At 68.2% G+C, this 15,784-nt stretch carries 15 protein-coding genes and 3 pseudogenes; 11 read left to right on the top strand and 7 right to left on the bottom strand.

Translation table 11 applies throughout. From position 1 onward, the window contains the following. Positions 1-441: 441 nt before the first annotated feature. Positions 442-1,569 (bottom strand): sugar ABC transporter substrate-binding protein, encoded by a 1,128-nt coding sequence (locus tag ACYVO6_RS09015; protein ID WP_461059060.1) that lies wholly within the window; start codon positions 1,567-1,569, stop codon positions 442-444. A 130-nt stretch (positions 1,570-1,699) separates the two neighbouring features. Between ACYVO6_RS09015 and ACYVO6_RS09010 the strand changes: the two genes are divergently transcribed. Further along, complete coding sequence (locus ACYVO6_RS09010) at positions 1,700-1,897, top strand: hypothetical protein (RefSeq protein ID WP_461059058.1); 198 nt, start codon at positions 1,700-1,702, stop codon at positions 1,895-1,897. Between the two features lie 279 nt (positions 1,898-2,176). Here ACYVO6_RS09010 and ACYVO6_RS09005 read toward each other — a convergent pair whose 3' ends face one another. Further along, on the bottom strand, positions 2,177-3,868 hold the full coding sequence (locus ACYVO6_RS09005) for an acetolactate synthase large subunit (protein WP_461059056.1): 1,692 nt from the start codon (positions 3,866-3,868) through the stop codon (positions 2,177-2,179). Between the two features lie 214 nt (positions 3,869-4,082). On the opposite strand from ACYVO6_RS09005, the gene ACYVO6_RS09000 reads away from it, so the two are divergent. Further along, on the top strand, positions 4,083-4,820 hold the full coding sequence (locus tag ACYVO6_RS09000; protein ID WP_461059054.1) for a flavodoxin family protein: 738 nt from the start codon (positions 4,083-4,085) through the stop codon (positions 4,818-4,820). Between the two features lie 47 nt (positions 4,821-4,867). Further along, entirely contained in the window at positions 4,868-5,026 is a 159-nt protein-coding gene (locus ACYVO6_RS08995) for a hypothetical protein (RefSeq protein WP_461059052.1), read from the top strand. 680 nt (positions 5,027-5,706) lie between these two features. Here the strand turns inward: ACYVO6_RS08995 and ACYVO6_RS08990 are convergent. Further along, the gene (locus ACYVO6_RS08990; protein WP_461059050.1) at positions 5,707-6,060 is read right to left on the bottom strand and encodes a CAP domain-containing protein; all 354 of its coding nucleotides are present in this window, start codon (positions 6,058-6,060) and stop codon (positions 5,707-5,709) included. Between the two features lie 1,002 nt (positions 6,061-7,062). Between ACYVO6_RS08990 and ACYVO6_RS08985 the strand changes: the two are divergent. The 5 genes and pseudogenes from ACYVO6_RS08985 to ACYVO6_RS08965 all read left to right on the top strand — a co-directional run. Then, positions 7,063-7,227 (top strand): annotated as a pseudogene (locus ACYVO6_RS08985) (hypothetical protein); the annotation flags it as partial. A 604-nt stretch (positions 7,228-7,831) separates the two neighbouring features. Next, entirely contained in the window at positions 7,832-8,464 is a 633-nt protein-coding gene (locus ACYVO6_RS08980) for a hypothetical protein (RefSeq protein WP_461059048.1), read from the top strand. 274 nt (positions 8,465-8,738) lie between these two features. After that, a complete protein-coding gene (locus ACYVO6_RS08975; RefSeq protein ID WP_461059046.1) occupies positions 8,739-9,095 on the top strand; it encodes a hypothetical protein in 357 nt (118 codons plus the stop codon). A gap of 361 nt (positions 9,096-9,456) precedes the next feature. Further along, positions 9,457-9,795, top strand: coding sequence for a hypothetical protein (locus ACYVO6_RS08970; RefSeq protein ID WP_461059044.1), 339 nt, complete (start codon positions 9,457-9,459; stop codon positions 9,793-9,795). Between the two features lie 419 nt (positions 9,796-10,214). Continuing rightward, complete coding sequence (locus ACYVO6_RS08965) at positions 10,215-11,210, top strand: PP2C family protein-serine/threonine phosphatase (protein ID WP_461059355.1); 996 nt, start codon at positions 10,215-10,217, stop codon at positions 11,208-11,210. A 94-nt stretch (positions 11,211-11,304) separates the two neighbouring features. Here the strand turns inward: ACYVO6_RS08965 and ACYVO6_RS08960 are convergent, their stop codons facing one another. Beyond that, the gene (locus ACYVO6_RS08960) at positions 11,305-11,970 is read right to left on the bottom strand and encodes a SulP family inorganic anion transporter (RefSeq protein WP_461059042.1); all 666 of its coding nucleotides are present in this window, start codon (positions 11,968-11,970) and stop codon (positions 11,305-11,307) included. Between the two features lie 264 nt (positions 11,971-12,234). Here ACYVO6_RS08960 and ACYVO6_RS08955 point away from each other — a divergent pair, with 264 nt between their 5' ends. Further along, positions 12,235-12,762, top strand: a complete 528-nt coding sequence (locus ACYVO6_RS08955) for a beta-class carbonic anhydrase (RefSeq protein ID WP_461059353.1) — start codon at positions 12,235-12,237, stop codon at positions 12,760-12,762. Positions 12,763-13,008: 246 nt separating this feature from the next. Here the strand turns inward: ACYVO6_RS08955 and ACYVO6_RS08950 are convergent, their stop codons facing one another. Further along, entirely contained in the window at positions 13,009-13,509 is a 501-nt protein-coding gene (locus ACYVO6_RS08950) for a GbsR/MarR family transcriptional regulator (protein WP_461059040.1), read from the bottom strand. A gap of 83 nt (positions 13,510-13,592) precedes the next feature. Between ACYVO6_RS08950 and ACYVO6_RS08945 the strand changes: the two are divergent. Further along, a pseudogene (locus tag ACYVO6_RS08945) lies at positions 13,593-14,096 on the top strand (ABC transporter ATP-binding protein); the annotation flags it as partial. A gap of 107 nt (positions 14,097-14,203) precedes the next feature. Further along, complete coding sequence (locus tag ACYVO6_RS08940) at positions 14,204-14,734, top strand: potassium channel family protein (RefSeq protein ID WP_461059351.1); 531 nt, start codon at positions 14,204-14,206, stop codon at positions 14,732-14,734. Between the two features lie 117 nt (positions 14,735-14,851). Here the strand turns inward: ACYVO6_RS08940 and ACYVO6_RS08935 are convergent. Next, positions 14,852-15,448 (bottom strand): annotated as a pseudogene (locus tag ACYVO6_RS08935) (sensor histidine kinase); the annotation flags it as partial. Continuing rightward, positions 15,334-15,759: a hypothetical protein gene (locus ACYVO6_RS08930; RefSeq protein ID WP_461059349.1), complete on the bottom strand. Its 426-nt coding sequence runs from the start codon at positions 15,757-15,759 to the stop codon at positions 15,334-15,336. The pseudogene ACYVO6_RS08935 and the gene ACYVO6_RS08930, both read right to left, overlap by 115 nt. Positions 15,760-15,784: the final 25 nt, after the last annotated feature.

Below are 15,784 nucleotides of genomic sequence, written 5' to 3'. Positions count from 1 at the left end.
GAGAATCGAACTCGCGCTCTCAGCTTGAAGCTATGACGCTTGCGCATGCTCTAGGTCCGTGACCTGCCCAGATGCCTTCTCCTTGGGATGGCCGTGCAGGTCTGATCGCACCGCTGTTGACCGTGGTTGTCCGCTCTTACGGGCACGGATTGGGCACGGGCTACGTAGGTGCGGGCTTCTGGGGAGCCGCAGGGCGCATGCAGGTGCTGCACTCCTTCGCTCCTGAGGCTGGTGGCACGCATGATTGCGGATGCACACTCCGGTATGCGTGTGGAAGCCTATCGGTGGCGCATCCGGTCGAGGCGTCGATCGTGCATGTGACCCGCGGTGCGCGACGGCTCGGCGTGGGCGGCGGCTGCGGTCAGGGTGGTTGCTGTAGTACCTCGCTGCTGTACTGCAGACCCGGCCGTGCCCTCGGACACTGAGTCCAAGACCACGCCGTTAAGGAGTGAGCCCGGCCTTTTCGCAAGCGGACTCGAACTTCGGGGTGCAGATCTGGTCGGTCGTGTACACGCCGTCCTTGACCACGGTGTCCTTGATGTTGTCGACGGTCACAGGGATGGGGTTGAGCAGGACGGCGGGGATGTCCTTGGTGGTGGGCGTGTCGACCGTGGTCTCGGCGATGGCGTCGAGCTTTTCGCCGCGGCCCAGGGAGACGGCCATCTCCGCGGCCGCGTCGGCCTCGAGCTTGAAGGGCTTGTAGACGCTCATGTACTGCTCGCCCCTGACGATGCGCTGCACAGCCGCGAGGTCGGCGTCCTGGCCGGTGACGGGGGGCAGTGGCTCGATGCCGGCGGCCCTGAGGGCGGAGATGACGCCGGAGGCGAGGGCGTCGTTGGCGGCGTAGACGCCGTCGATGCTGTCGGCGCCCAGGGCGGCGATGGCGCGGACCATGTTGGTGTGGGCGTCCTCCGGCCTCCAGCCCTGGGTGTCGTACGTCTTGCCGATCTTCACCTTGCCCTCGAGGACGGACAGCGCGCCCCTCTTGAACGCAATCGTGGTCGGGGTGGTCTGAGGGCCGTTCATCATGACGATCTGGCCGCCGTCCGCCTTGTCGCCCAGGGCCTTGAGGAGCGCCTCGCCCTGGAGCTCGCCGACCCGTTCGTTGTCGAAGGAGGCGTGGGCCGAGATCGGGCCCTCGACGAGGCCGTCGTAGGCGACGACCGGGATGCCCGCGTCGTGTGCCGTCTCGACCGAGGAGCGGAGAGATCTGAAGTCCACGGCGCTGAGGATGAACACCTTGATCCCCTTGGTGATCAAGGTGTTCATCTGTTGTTGCTGGGTGGCCACGTCCCCCCGGGCGTTGGCGTACTCCACCGTGCAGTCCTCGCACAGCTCCTTGAGCTTCTTTTCGATCAGGGGCTTGTCGAACGTCTCATAGCGAGCGATCTGGATCTGTGGGAGCAGCAGGCCGATCGTGAAGCCGCCCTTGCCGGAGGCATTCCCGCCCGAGTCGGCGGACTCCCCGCCCTTGCCGCAGGCGGCCAGAGACACGACCAATGACAGTGCGGCTGCGGCGATGGCCGTACGACCCCGACAGGCACTCACTCGGGGACCTCCCTGGCTCATCCGTGAAATCCCCCTGACCGTCCACGCCGGCCATTCACTGCCAGGGTAGGTCGGGCGGTGCGGTACGGCTCGCGGTGCCTTGGGGTATCGGCGCTCCGGTTGACCGCTGGGTCGGTACGCACGACGGTCCGTGCGGGCAATCATCGGAGAAGGCCGCACTGATGAAGAAGCGTTCTGGCACGAAGCTGGCACGCGGCGACTGATCAACGCGCACAAGAACAAGGCCAAGGTCTTGACCTGGACCTTCGTACTGGAGCGGGTGACGAGAATCGAACTCGCGCTCTCAGCTTGGGAAGCGACGGCGCTTCAAGGCGTATATGGTCTGTGACCTGCTCGAATGTCGGCGTTGGCGTGGTCGCGGGGCTCCGTCGCACCGCTGTTGACCGTGGTCGTCCGGTCTTACGCGCACGGATTGGGCGCGGCCTCCGCTCGCGCCGTTCGGCGGTGCCATCTCGCCGGTGCCCAGGTGTACCGGATGGTGGCCCAGTGAGGCGTACGCGGGGCGATGTTGCATGCGCAATCGGTCGGCGCAGTTGCTGCCGGGAGTAAGGCCCTCAGCAGGGGAGCCTGTCCAACGCGACGCGTCGCACTCGGTCGGGGCGCGAGGTCAGAACGGACCGTGGAGACTGCCCAGTCTGTCGGTCAGACGCAGATTCTCGGAGTAGTCGACGGGGCAGGCGATCACGGAGACCGTGTCGTCGTCGAGGGTGCGGTGCAGCACGGGCAGCAGTTGGTCGGCGGTCTCGATCGCGTAGCCGCGTGCGCCGAAGCTCTCGGCGTAGGCGACCAGGTCCGGGTTGGTGAACCGGGTATGGCTGTGGCGGCCGAGTTCGAGTTCCATCTTCCAGGTGATCAGGCCGTATTCCCCGTCCACCAGGACGAGGACGACCAGCGGGACGCGTTCGCGGACGGCGGTCTCCAGTTCCTGGGAGTTCATCAGGAACGAGCCGTCGCCCATCATCGCCAGGACGCGCCGGTCCGGCCGGGCCAGTTTGGCGGCGATCGCGCCCGGTAGCGCGAACCCCATGGTGGACAGGCCGTTGGAGACCAGGCAGGTGTCAGGTTCGTAGGTGGGGTAGAGGCGGGCCATCCACATTTTTCCGGCGCCGGTGTCGGCGAGCACGATGTCGCGGCGGTCCAGCGCGGTGCGGACATCGCTCACCACGCGCTGCGGCACCAGGGGGAATGCGTCGTTGTCGCGTCCGTACCGGAGTTCCTCGTCGAGCAGCGTACGGATCTTCTCGCTGCTTCCCGAGTCGTAGGCGAGTCCGTCGGGCAGTGCTGCCGCGAGTGCGTCCAGCGCCTGCGACAGGTCACCTTCGACGCCCACTGCGACCGGGTAGCGGGCGTCCACCTCGGCGGGGAAGCGGTGCACGTGCACGATCCGCTTGTCGCCGTTCGGGTTGATCTTGACCGGGTCGAACTCCTGGAGCTCGTAGCCCACGCAGACCAGTACGTCGGCCGTGTCGAAGCCGAAGTTGCCGTAGTCGTGGCGCATGAAGCCGACGGCGCCGAGGGCGCCCGGGTGGTCGTCGGGGAAGACGCCCTTGCCGTGGAACGTGGTCGCGACCGGGATGTTCAGCCGCTCGGCGAACCGCACGAGAGCGGCCGAGATCCCGGCTCTGGCGGCGCCGTGGCCTGCCAGCACGACCGGGTGCCGTGCCGCGGTGAGCACCTCGACCGCCCGTGCGATCTGGGAGGGCGACGGCGCGTCGGCGTGCACCGCGTCGATCTGCAGGGGTGCCGGCGGCTCGGCGGGACCCTCGGCTTCGATGTCCTCCGGCACCGCCAGGAACACGGCGCCGGGGCGCTCGCTCTGCGCGGTCTTGAACGCCTTGCGCGTCATCTCCGGCACCGCGTCCGGACACTCGATGCGGGCCGCCCACTGGGTGACGGGGGCGAACATCGACACCAGGTCGATGACCTGGTGTGACTCCTTGTGGATGCGGCGCAGGGAGCCCTGGGCGGCCAGGGCCACCATCGGCGCGCTGTTGGTCGTGGCGTCCGCAGTACCGAGCAGCAGATTGATGGCGCCGGGCCCCAGCGTGGCCGAGCACACTCCGGCCCGGCCGGTCAGTCGCCCATAGATCTCCGCCATGAACGAGGCAGCCTGTTCGTGGCGCACCAGGACGTACCGGATCCCTGAGCCGTTCAGCGCGTCGACGAAGCGGATGTTCTCCTCACCGGGAATCCCGAAGACGTACTCCACGCCCTCCGCTCGCAGACAGCGCACCAACAGGTGAGCGACGTCTTCCACCGCTGCCGTGTTCCGCGACTTCGTCGCGCCTTCGGTGCCCATGAGACGAACGTAGGCACGCCTGCCTGTCCCCGGCCACTCATCAGCCGCTGGCCGGTGGCGGTACCGGCCCATGCCTGAGCTCACGCACCGCAAGCACCGCTGGGGCCATTCGGAGGCGTGTGGTGGCGCCTGCCGCGGTCGGCCCGCACGCTGGATCCGGATGTGGACGCGCCGCGCCGCGCACCGTGCAGCGGCAGGGCTCTGGGAGGACCGTGTGACCGCTTCGTCGCCCGACACCGATGCACCGCCGGCCCGGTACGACGACCTGCGGGCCCTCGTGATCAACTGCACCCTCAAACGCTCGCCGGCGACGAGCAACACCCAGGGACTGATCGACCGCAGCACCGCCATCATGGACGCACAGGGAGTGCACGTCGATGTCGTACGGGCCGTGGACCACGACATCGCCACCGGTGTGTGGCCCGACATGACGGAGCACGGCTGGGAGACGGACGCCTGGCCGGACCTCTACCAGCAGGTGATGGCAGCCGACATCCTCGTACTGGCGGGCCCCATCTGGCTGGGCGACAACGGCTCCGTGACGAAGCAGGTGATCGAACGCCTCTACGCCTGCTCCAGTCTGCTCAACGAAGCGGGCCAGTACGCCTATTACGGCCGCGTCGGCGGCTGCCTGATCACCGGCAACGAGGACGGCGTCAAGCACTGCGCCATGAACGTCCTCTACAGCCTCCAGCACCTTGGGTACACCATCCCTCCCCAGGCGGACGCCGGCTGGATCGGCGAGGCGGGCCCCGGCCCCTCGTACCTCGATCCCGGCTCGGGCGGCCCGGAGAACGACTTCACCAACCGCAACACCACCTTCATGACCTGGAACCTCCTGCACCTGGCCCGGGCGTTGAAGGATCTCGGTGGCATCCCCGCCTACGGCAACCAGCGCACTGCCTGGGACGCCGGCTGCCGCCGCGACTACGAAAACCCCGAGCACCGGTAGGGACACCAACGGCAGGGGCGGCTGCGCCGGTCGGGATCCCGGCCGGCATGGGCATTGTCCGTGCCCATGAGCGCGTCGATGACGCGCTGACCCAGCTGCCGACTGGTCAGGCTCGTGAGGCGGCCGTCGGCAAGGTCGGCCAGGAGGCCAAGCGGGCCGCTGGCCCCGGCAACGGATGGCCGGCACGTGGTGCCGCCGGGACCTGATGCTCTCGCCGAGTCAGTCGGTCGGTTGTGTGGCCCCAGAGGGTGTCGACGCGCGCCCACTCCTCGTCCCACTGCTCCAGCTTTCGCCGCACCAGGCGGGGCCGCGCGATCTGGGCGCTGCCGATCACGGCAGCCGCTCTCCATGCCGGGATGCCGGCCGAGGTGGCATACAGAGGGCACGCCACCCCAAATTGGTCTACACAACAAACAAACCCCAGGTCGCTGACCTGGGGTTTCACTCTGGAGCGGGTGACGAGAATCGAACTCGCGCTCTCAGCTTGGGAAGCTACGGCGCTTGGGTGGGCTTTGTGGCTCTGACCTGCGCAGATGCCTGCCCTCTAGGGTGGGGGTGCGGGTCGTATCGCACCGCTGTTGACCGTGGCTGTCCGCTCTTACGGGCACGCTGTGGGCACGACGCCGTGAAGTGGGGGACCGGGGTGTTCGTACGGCCCCTGCCGAGTTCGGGGTGCCTCGACTTGCAGGTCGGCTGAGTGGTGCTGTCGCAACTGCACACGGAGACGTCGTACCCCGATCTCCTGGCGCCTTCGTCCCGCATGAGATGTGACTCACTCACGGCTCTTGCGTACACCTCATCTGCACGAAGATACGCAACATCTGAGGGCCGACCATGTCCGCCGATGGCAAAGGACAGTTCGGCCCATGCCGGGGGCGCTGTCCGGCTACGACCCGAAGTTCTGGGTCCAGTAGTTGCCCGGCTGCGCCAGGCCCACACCGATCTCCTTGAAGCCACAGTTGAGGATGTTGGCCTTGTGGCCGGGGCTGGACATCCAGCCGGCCATGACGCTTTCGGGAGTGCCGTATCCGGCGGCGACGTTCTCGCCCGCCGACCTGAAGCTGTACCCGACACGGGCGAGCCGGTCGCTCATGGACGAACCGTCGGAACCCGTGTGAGACATGTTCTTGTGATCGGCCATGTCCTGGCTGTGGTCCTGAGCGGCCTTGGTGAGCTTGGCGTTCTCGGCCAGCGGCGCGCAGCCTGCCTTTTCGCGTTCGGCGTTGACCAGAACCAGCACACGATCTGTGGGACCGGAATCCGCACTGCCGGCGGAGGCGCTGGGAGTCCTGCTGGAACGCGTGGCCTTCGGAGTGCTCGAAGGCGAAGCGGACCTGTCGGGCGTGCTGACGGTACGCGGAGCGGTCGGTTTTCTGGACGCCGAGGGAGACGCGCTCGGGGTTTTGGACGGAGTGTCAGTGTCAGAGGTGTCCGCGGCGGAGGTGGTCGGGGCGGAGGTGGTAGGGGACGCGGTGGGCGTCCGCGAGGGCGTCGGGTCGGCTACTGGATCCGATGTGCCCGATCCCCACCAGGAGAACGCCACACTGCGCCAGCCTCCCAGCCCGCTGCCGCTCGCCAGCGCGACCGAAGGAATACCCACGGCGCCCACAGCCACCACAATGACTGCGGTACGGGATATCTTCCGGCGCTTCCTTTTCTGGCGATGCTTGTTCATACGTGACCTCACTCAGTGGTCCGACATTGGGCAGGAAAGTAGCGCCTTTCCCTTTTCGTGAGAGTGGGTGCACACAGCGACTTCACGCATCCCGATCCGTCGCACCGCACACCACAACCCACGCGCAGACTTCGCCCGATGCCCCGACGTCTGCGGCATCCAGCCAGCCTTGCCCTGGCGAGCCCGGTCATTATGGGGATCGGCGAGCCCACCGGGCAACGAACACCCGTACTGCTGCTGGGCGGTGCCGATGAGTTCGCCCGGGCCATGAGGACGTACGGATCCAGCCGTCGGCACACAATCTCCGCCACCCGCACACACCGGTGACCAGGCCGAAGAGGCTCTCCCGCAGCCGCGGTCGTCAAATTCACCGATCGAGAAAATCAGCTGAATTATTACCTGCAGTAGAAAATGTCCGATTGGGATTCAAAAGAACGGAGCTGTTACCAGCGGTAATTGGTCAATCCATCTCATTGGGTAAAATTCTGGCGTGATGTATATCACTATGATTCGAGGTGTGGGAATTACTGAGCCGGAACGGTTGAGTTTCCTGCGCGTTGGCCCGGTGTGATCGAGATTGAGCACGGCGAGGTCGCCACTCTCGATGTCGTCGCGCGCTATGTCGAGGCGCTCGGTGGTCGGCTGGACCTGGTCGCAGACTTCGGTGACCACACGGTGCGTATGCCCGCTGAGCGGCCTTGGTTAAGTCCGGTGCGGTACCGCGCCCCGTAAGGGGCGCGGGGCTGTATCAATGTGCGGCTCCGCCGCGATGGGGGTCCCCCCGCTCGAGCGAAGCCGAGAGTGGGGGAGCGACCAGCCCCCACCGGCCCGCGCCCGCGGCGGAGCCGCACGTCGATACAGCATCACCGTTCTTCCAGCGGAGCGCTTAGCGGGGATCAGGGCAGCGCGGCTGCGTAGTCGCCCCCAAGGCGTTGGGCGGAGCTGTGTGGCGGAGCGTGCAAAGCGGTGGCGAGAGCGCCGCAGAGGCAGCGGCAAGACAGAAGCCCCAGGCTGCTGACCTGGGGCTTCGAAAAGAGCGGGTGACGAGAATCGAACTCGCGCTCGCAGCTTGGGAAGCGGCGGCGCTCACCCGGGCACATGGCCTCGGAACGGGGCATACATGACCGCCGGGGCGCGGATCCACGAGCGGGGTCGGTGAACCGGCGCGCGTATCGGTACGCGTATACGGAACTGAGACCGTCGTACGCCCCTCCCTCCCGCAACCCCAGAGCCGCCCCGTGTGTCCAGGACGGGGCAGCGGCCGGACGCCAAGCGGTCGCGCTCTCTGTCACGCAGGTCGTGGCAGGGGCTTCAGTCGCCGAGGAGAGGACTCACCATGCTCGATCTCAGACGTATGCCGGTGATGGCGGTGATGGGCGGGATCCTGCTGCTGACAGGGTGTGAGGATGCGTCAGGTTCGCACGCCGGCTCGGGCGCCCCCTCCTCGTCGCCTTCCGTGAATGCCTCTGTGTCGGCAGGCACTCCTTCGCACGTCCCCGCCCGCACCACCACGCCCACGCCGTCGCGCACCTCTGCCGCCCCGGCCGGGGCCACGACATCCCCCACTCCCACCGGAACCACTACCTCCGCGGACCGCTCCGGCTGCCACAACCTGACGGCCACCGACGCCGTGAAGTCCGCGGTGACGGCGGCATACCGGCGCAGTTTTCCCCGCTTCGCCCACATTCGGCCGGTGCCGCGGCAGTTCTTCTACGGCCAGTGCGGCGGCGTCCGCTACGCCGCCACCCGGTTCGAGTCCACCTCCGGTGCCACGTACGAGGAACTCGTGGGCATGCAGGACGAGGGCAGCGTCACCAAGTACTTCCGCGGCACGTCCGCGGACAGCTGGAGCTACATGGCCAGTGACGCCTTCCCCCGTGGGCCGCACGGCTGCGGAGGTGTTCCACAGATTCCCGAGGCCCTGGCCGCGGCCTGGGGGAACTGCTCAGTCATGGGGCCGAAATCGTGAACGGCCGCGGCCCCGTCCGGCCTTCCGGCCTGGCTCGGCACGCTCGTCGTGTCTTCTCTTCGCCGCTCTGTCCCTGTTCTCGCCGTTCTCGCCACCGAACAGGGACGGGGCCCGTCACACCGGGCCCGGTCCGCGACGGACCAGGTGAGTGGGCCCGGTGGCGGGCTGTGGCACCCGTGCGGTCCGGCCGCGCGAAGGCTTCCGGAACCCGGCAGTGACGGCGGGCCGTACCCGGGGGCAGACTTCGCACCGAGGAAACGCGAAGGAGCGGGACATGGCGGTTTTCCTGTGGTGCTGGATCGGCCTGTTCACGGTGGTACTGCTGCCTCTCGGCGTCGCCATGCTCCGTGGCTGGGCACCTAAGAGGGCCCGCACGCAGTGGTCCCCGGCGCGGATCCGAGTGCAGGGGGTCTCCGCGCTCGTGCTGTACGTGGGCGGCTTGGTGCCGGCGGTGGCCGAACTGGCGGGCATGCCCGGTGAGGCAGCCGACATCCTGCTCTCCCTGACCGCACCCCACCTGGTGTTCCTGAGCTTGGGACTGCAGGGCGGCGCGGCCCTGACCGACTGGTTCGGACGGCGGACCCAGCCGTGGACGGGCCCGTCCGGGGCGCAGCCGCGGCAATTCGGCTGACCCATATCAGAAAGGCGAGGACCCAGGGTGCTGAAGAGCCGGGTGAGAGCGGAGTACGTGCACCTGTTCACCTCTCCCGCGCGGGTCCGGCGACGGGCGCACCGCTGGACCGTCTTCGCCGGAGCGCTCGTCACGTCGCCCTTCGTCGCGCTTGCCGTGGCGGCTGTCGGCCTGCTTCCCCTGGGGGTCGCGTCGCCTTCTTCGCCCACGACCGGGGCCACCGAGTGGCCGAGGTCCCGCTCAACATGCGCGTGGCCATGACGCTGGCCGCGCTGATCTGCGTAGGCATCGGGGTGGCGCCGAACCTGCTGTACGAGCTGCTCCCACCCCAGTGGACTACGTGCCCTACACGGCCCCACACGTGATCAACCAGCTGCAACTGCTCCTGCTCGCCTCGATGGCCTTCACGCTGCTGGTCCGCACCGGCCTGTACCCACCGGAGCTCCGCTCGGTCAACCTCGACGCCGACGTGGTCTACCGTCGGGTGCTGCCGCGCAGCTGGCACGCGCTCTCCCGCGCCATCCTCCGGCTGCGCCGCACCCTGGGCCCACCTCTGCGCCACCGTGGCGGGAACCTGTGGAGCGCGACCACCCGCCCGTTGCGTCCGGAGGCAAAGCTGGCGACGCCGTGGCCGACCCACCTGATGGTCTGGTGGGCCGTCTTCCTGCTGGGAACCGTGCTGTTGCTGGCGCTGCTGTAGCGTGCCCCGGCTTACAGAACCTGCGCCGATCCACCCCGGCCACCGGTGGAGCACCACACTGCAGTCCCGGCAGGGCCGGGCCTTCTTCACGGCGATGGCTCGGGAGACGTGCACGGACTTCCCGGCCGGTGGCCCGTTGTGCTCCCGTCTAAGGGGGCGGTTCGGGCAGTTGGTGCACCGCTTGACCGGTTGACGTCCGATGCCGCACGCCGGGCGTGCACTACAACGGTGTTGCGTCAGTCGCGACGTAACCGGGAGCACGCTCCTGGTCGTCTGCGACGATGGATCTTGCTTGACGGAGCGTGAGACGGGGAGCGACCTGTCCCGCCCCTCAGCTACAGGGAGCAGCCGCCCGTGTTGGAGGGGACGTGAAAGAAGAGAACGGTCGGCTCGTTGTGCTGTCCGCCTTGCCGTTCGTCATGATGGCGGCGGTGGCTGTGGTCGACGTCGCCATCGGACCGGCGGTGGGGCTGCTGCCGCTGGTGTCGTTGGGACCGGCCTTCGCTCCACTCGTCGGCGGCTGGCGGCGCACCGTGTGCATCGGTGTGATCGCGCTGGTGCTCACTGCCGGACTGGGCTTGTACGACGATCTGTTCGACCGCGTGCGCGGCTATGTGAGTATCGCCTCGGTCGTCGGCGTCACTGCGGCGGGACTCGTGGCCGTGTCCATGCGTGAGCGCCGGGAGGCGGAGTTGGCCAATGTGCGGTCGATCGCTGAGGCGGCGCAGCGGGTGCTGCTCAAGCCGGTGCCGCGCCTGGCGGGGCATCTGCGGGCAGCGGTGTCGTACATGTCCGCTGTGGCTGAGGCACGCATCGGCGGAGATCTGTACGAGGTGGTCGCCTCGCCCCACGGCGTGCGGGTGATCGTGGGCGACGTGCAGGGCAAGGGGCTGGAAGCGGTGGAGACTGCGGCCGTAGTCCTGGGGGCCTTCCGGGAAGCCGCCCCGGACGAGGCAGACCTGTCCGAGGTGGGACGCAGGCTGGAGCGGGCCGTCAACCGGCAACTGGAGGGCGAGAAGTTCGTGACCGCGATCCTCGCCGAGGTGAGGGCCGACGAGGTCACCTTCCTCAACTTCGGCCATCCCCCACCCCTGCTCGTCCGGGCCGCCGGTGCCGTGCTGCTTCCCGAGCCACTTGCGTACGCGCTGCCGCTCGGCCTCGCCGCCCACGGTGTGGCCGAACCGGAGCCGTTCCGCACCGACTTCCTTCAGGGCGACCAACTGCTGCTGTACACCGACGGGATCACCGAGGCACGGGATACCGGCGGCCGGTTCTACCCCCTCGCTGAACGCGCCCACCTGCTCAAGGAACGCGATCCGGAAGCCGCGTTGGAAACCCTGCGGCAGGATCTTCTCCAGCACGTCAGCGGCCCCTTGCAGGACGACGCCGCCATGCTCTTGCTTCGCTACCGGTGACGAGTCGCCTCACCGAGGCACACGTCAACACCCACCGCTCCCGCGCCGGTCACGGACTTCGCCACGCTGCTGACCCGGGTCGGCGCGCAGGCGATCACCGCCGTGGGTGTGGGCAATCTTCGGCGCCCCCGTGCGCTGGTCGTTGTTGAGGCGTGGCGTCGGCCAACACCGCTTTCACAGACAATGACAGCGGCCCCTCGATGCGGTAGGCGTCGGCGCCGTCGTGCACGACCGACGCTTTCCGCCGGCGCGACTTCATGACGTGCACGACGAGGGCCAGGGCGACGCCGACGGCGACCGCCACGGTCAGGTCCACGAGAACGGTGACGATCATGGTCGCGAACATCACGACGATGTCACCCCTCGGAGAGACATGCGCCTTGCGCAGGCCCTCCCAGTCGAACATGCCGACCGCGGTCAGGATCAGGATCCCCGACAGTACGGCGAGGGGAATGTACTGGACGACGGCCCCGAGGCCGACCACGAGAGCGAGGAGGATGACGCTGTGCGTGGCCGCCGACAGCGCGGTGCGGCCGCCGCTCCTGATGTTGACCACGGACCTGACAGTCGCGCCGGCGCTGGCCAGGCCGCCGAACAGTCCACTGGCGGCGTTGCCGAGTCCCTGGCCGATCAGTTCCTTGTTGCTGCGGTCCTCTGAGGACCTTCGCCGCGCGATCGGCTGCCACTGAGGACATGCCGCGGGGCGCAACTGCGACGCGGTCGAGCTCGCGTGGTGAGTCGGGGGCGCGGGCAGGCTCATGCGCTTCCGGACTGCCGCGTGAACTTCGATTCTCGGGTGGGAGGTCGCTCACGGCCATCTCCGCCACCGCCGTGACCTGGGAGTACGTCGGGAACAGGCAGGCGCGCTCCCGGCCCCGGGCAGCAGCCTCGGCGTCGTGACGACCACCTACACCCTTGCCGACGGGACCTCCAGCGGGTTTTCATCAGGGTCAGGGACGCAACCCCAGGGAGTACGGAGTGCCGCGAGGAAGCGGCCGTGACCATCGACCGCCGGAAGAGGGCCATGACCGCGATTGACGAACTGCTGCGGCGTAACGCCGACTCGCCGCTGCGGGGCACGCCGACCATCAAAACGCCGGTGCCGAGCCTGCACCTGACGATCGTCACCTGCATGGACGCCCGCATCAAGGTGTTCGACGTCTTCGGGCTGAAGCACGGCGAAGCGCACATCCTGCGTAATGCCGGCGGTGTTGTGACCGACGACATCATTCGCTCGCTCTCCATCAGCCAGCGCAAGCTGCGCACCCGCGAGGTCATCGTCATGCAGCACACCCAGTGCGGCCTGGCGACCTTCACCGAAGATGAGTTCAAGGACGAACTGGAAAACGACACCGGGCTCCGGCCAACCTGGTCGGTGGAGACCTTCCGGGACGTCGAGGCCAGCGTGCGAACCTCGGTGGCCAGGGTGCGGCACACCCCATTCCTCCTGCACAGCGATCAAGTCCGCGGGTTCGTCTACGACGTGCGCAACGGTTCGCTGACCGAGGTCGACTCCGACCGTGCCGAATCACGCACCCGTTCCGCCTCATGAGCTCGTGCATGGTTGGCGGAGAGGCATCGAGCTCTTGATCGTTGAGCGGGGGTCCTGCCGTGGGGAACGCAACCACTGATCGCTCGGGCTCCACCTGGGTACCCGCGCAGACAGCGCTGCGCCGGCTCCGGCTCGGTCACTCCGTCCCCTCTGCACATGTGCCCCTGACGCGTTCTTAGCGGCGTCCGGGCACGGGGAGAGTAGCTCAGCGTTGCCGGAACGCGGCAACGAGGCCCGGCTCTCGCCTCAGCGCTCGGTGGCGTCGTACTGCTCGCGCCACTGGTCGATCAGGGCCGTCATCTCGCGCTGCATGAAGGCGTAGAAGTCCTGCATCTCGTGCAGGCGCCGTCCGGTCACGCTGTCCTGGCCGGCGGCCTTGATGCCCTCGGCGGCGGCGTCGCCCATGACGGCGAGCATGGCGTTCTGGTTGCTCATGAGGGTGGCCCAGGCGTGCTTGCGGAAGCGGTAGTGGTCGCGGCGGCTGCCCGGGGCCGGGACGCGCTCGATGATGCCGACGGGGATGAGCTGCTTGACGGCGCCGGAGACGGCGCCGGAGCTGATCCGTAGTTCCTCGCACAGGTCGGTGGCGGTCATCGTCTCGCTCTGGCTGAAGAGCAGGGCCGTCATCACCCGGGCGGTGGTCCTCTGCATGCCGCCCTCGGCCAGCGTGAGCGCCAGCTTCTCCGCCGCCTCACGCAGGCGGGCGCGCGTGTCCGCGTTCGCGTCGGTGTCCTTGTCGCTTCCCATGCCTCGCAGCATACCGAGAGCTCCCAACCTTCGGAACTCTCAATGTATTTATAGATCTCTGAAAGTTCGATACTTTCCGAGTCATGGAGAACGCGATCGAGCTCCGCGAGCTCACCAAGACGTACGGCACCCGCCGGGGCCTCACCGGCCTGACCCTGGACGTCCGCGCCGGCGAGGTCTTCGGCTTCCTCGGCCCCAACGGCGCCGGGAAGTCCACCACCATCCGGCTGCTCCTCGACCTGATCCGGCCCACCTCCGGCCGGGCCGCCGTCCTCGGCCTCGATCCGCGCCGCGACGGCGTCGCCCTGCGCTCCCGGGTCGGCTACCTGGCCGGGGACTTCGTCTGCGACGGACGGCAGAACGTCCGCGGCTACCTGCGCTTCCTCGCCGCCCTGCGCGGCGGCGTGCCCCAGGAGCGCATCGACGCGCTCGCCGACCGGCTCGGCCTGGACCAGACCGCCAGGATCAAGAAGCTGTCCAAGGGCAACCGGCAGAAGGTCGGCCTGGTCCAGGCGTTCATGCACACCCCGGAACTGCTGATCCTGGACGAGCCCACCTCCGGACTCGACCCGCTGGCCCAGCAGACCTTCCTCGACCTGGTCGCCGAGGCCGCCGGGAACGGCCAGTCCGTCTTCATGTCCAGCCACATTGGGACGTTCTCGGCGTCGACACCGACCCGCACCTCGTCCAGCGGATCAGCGACGATCTCACCCATGCGGCGGTCGCCGACTGCACCGACCCCGAGACGCTGCGCCAGCTCGGCGTGCACGAGTTCAGCAGCGCCGTGGTCGGCATCGGCACCGACATCGAGGCCAGCATCCTGATCGCCTCCAACCTGCTGGAGGCGCAGGTGCCCAACATCTGGGCCAAGGCCATCAGCCGCCAGCACGGCCAGATCCTCGAGCGCCTCGGCGTGCACCACGTCGTCCTGCCCGAGCACGACATGGGCGAGCGCGTCGCCCACCTGGTGACCGGCCGGATGCTCGACTTCATCGAGTTCGACGACGACTACGCCCTGGTGAAGACCATCGCCCCGGCCGTCTCCACCGGCATGCCGCTCGGCGAGAGCCAGGTGCGCAGCAAGTACGGGGTGACGGTCGTCGGCATCAAGCGGCCGGGCGAGGGCTTCACCTATGCCACCGCCGAGACGGTCATAGAGAAGGGTGATGTCATCGTCGTCACCGGCAAGATCCGCGATGTGGAGTCCTTCGCCGAACTCAGCTGATTCCTCCTTCTGGGCAGGGGCCGTGGCGATGACATCGCCGGACCGGCGATCCCGCCTCCAACGGCCGTGGGCGGACAGGCCGGGAGCCAGCGCGCACATGACCAGTCCGATCAGCTGTCACGAGGTGATGTGGGCGGGCAGGTCCGGGGGTACGGGCGGGCGGCCGGGGGCGGTCTTGAGGGTGAGGACCATGGTCATGCCGCCGCCTGGGGTGTCCTCGGCGGTAAGGGTGCCGCCCATGGCCTCGGCGAAGCCGCGGGCGACGGCGAGGCCGAGGCCGACTCCGGCACCGCGCGGGGCATCCCCGTACCGCTGGAACGGCTCGAAGATCCTCTCCTTGGCTTCGTCCGGCACGCCGGGGCTGCGGTCGACGACCCGCAGTTCGACCCGGTCGCCGAGCGTGCTGGCGGAGACCAGCACCACTTCGTTCTCCGGGCCGTACTTCACGGCGTTCTCCACGACATTGGCGACGGCCCGCTCCAGCAGTCCGGGGTCGGCCGTGACCATCGGCAGGGTTTCGGGAACGTCCAGTTCGACGGAGCCTTCGGGAACGCCGCCGAGCGCCATCGGCACCACTTCGTCCAGGTCCACATCGCGGATCAGCGGCGTGACGGTGCCGGTCTGCAGCCGGGACATGTCCAGCAGGTTGCCCACCAGGTGGTCGAGCCGGTCGGTGCCTTCCTCGATGCCCGCCAACAGTTCCGCTTGGTCCTCATGTTGACGGTCGTTATGACGTCGATCCCGGCGTCCAGCAGTTCCCCTACGTCCTGACACCGCTTGGGGTTTCGTGAGCCGGGCACATTGGTGTGCGCCAGCTCGTCCACCAGGGCGACGGCCGGCCGACGCTTCAGTACGGCGTCCACGTCCATCTCGGTGAACACGGTGTCCCGGTAGTCCAGCTCCCGGCGCGGGATCTGCTCCAGGCCGTGCAGCATCACCTCGGTGCGCGGCCGGTCGTGGTGCTCCACGAAGGCCACCACGCAGTCGGTGCCGCGCTCCACGCGCCGGTGCGCCTCCGACAGCATCGCGTAGGTTTTGCCGACGCCCGGC

Source organism: Streptomyces pseudoechinosporeus (assembly GCF_054783935.1).
Note: the sequence above shows the minus strand (reverse complement) of the source record. Positions and strands in the feature narration are given on the sequence as shown.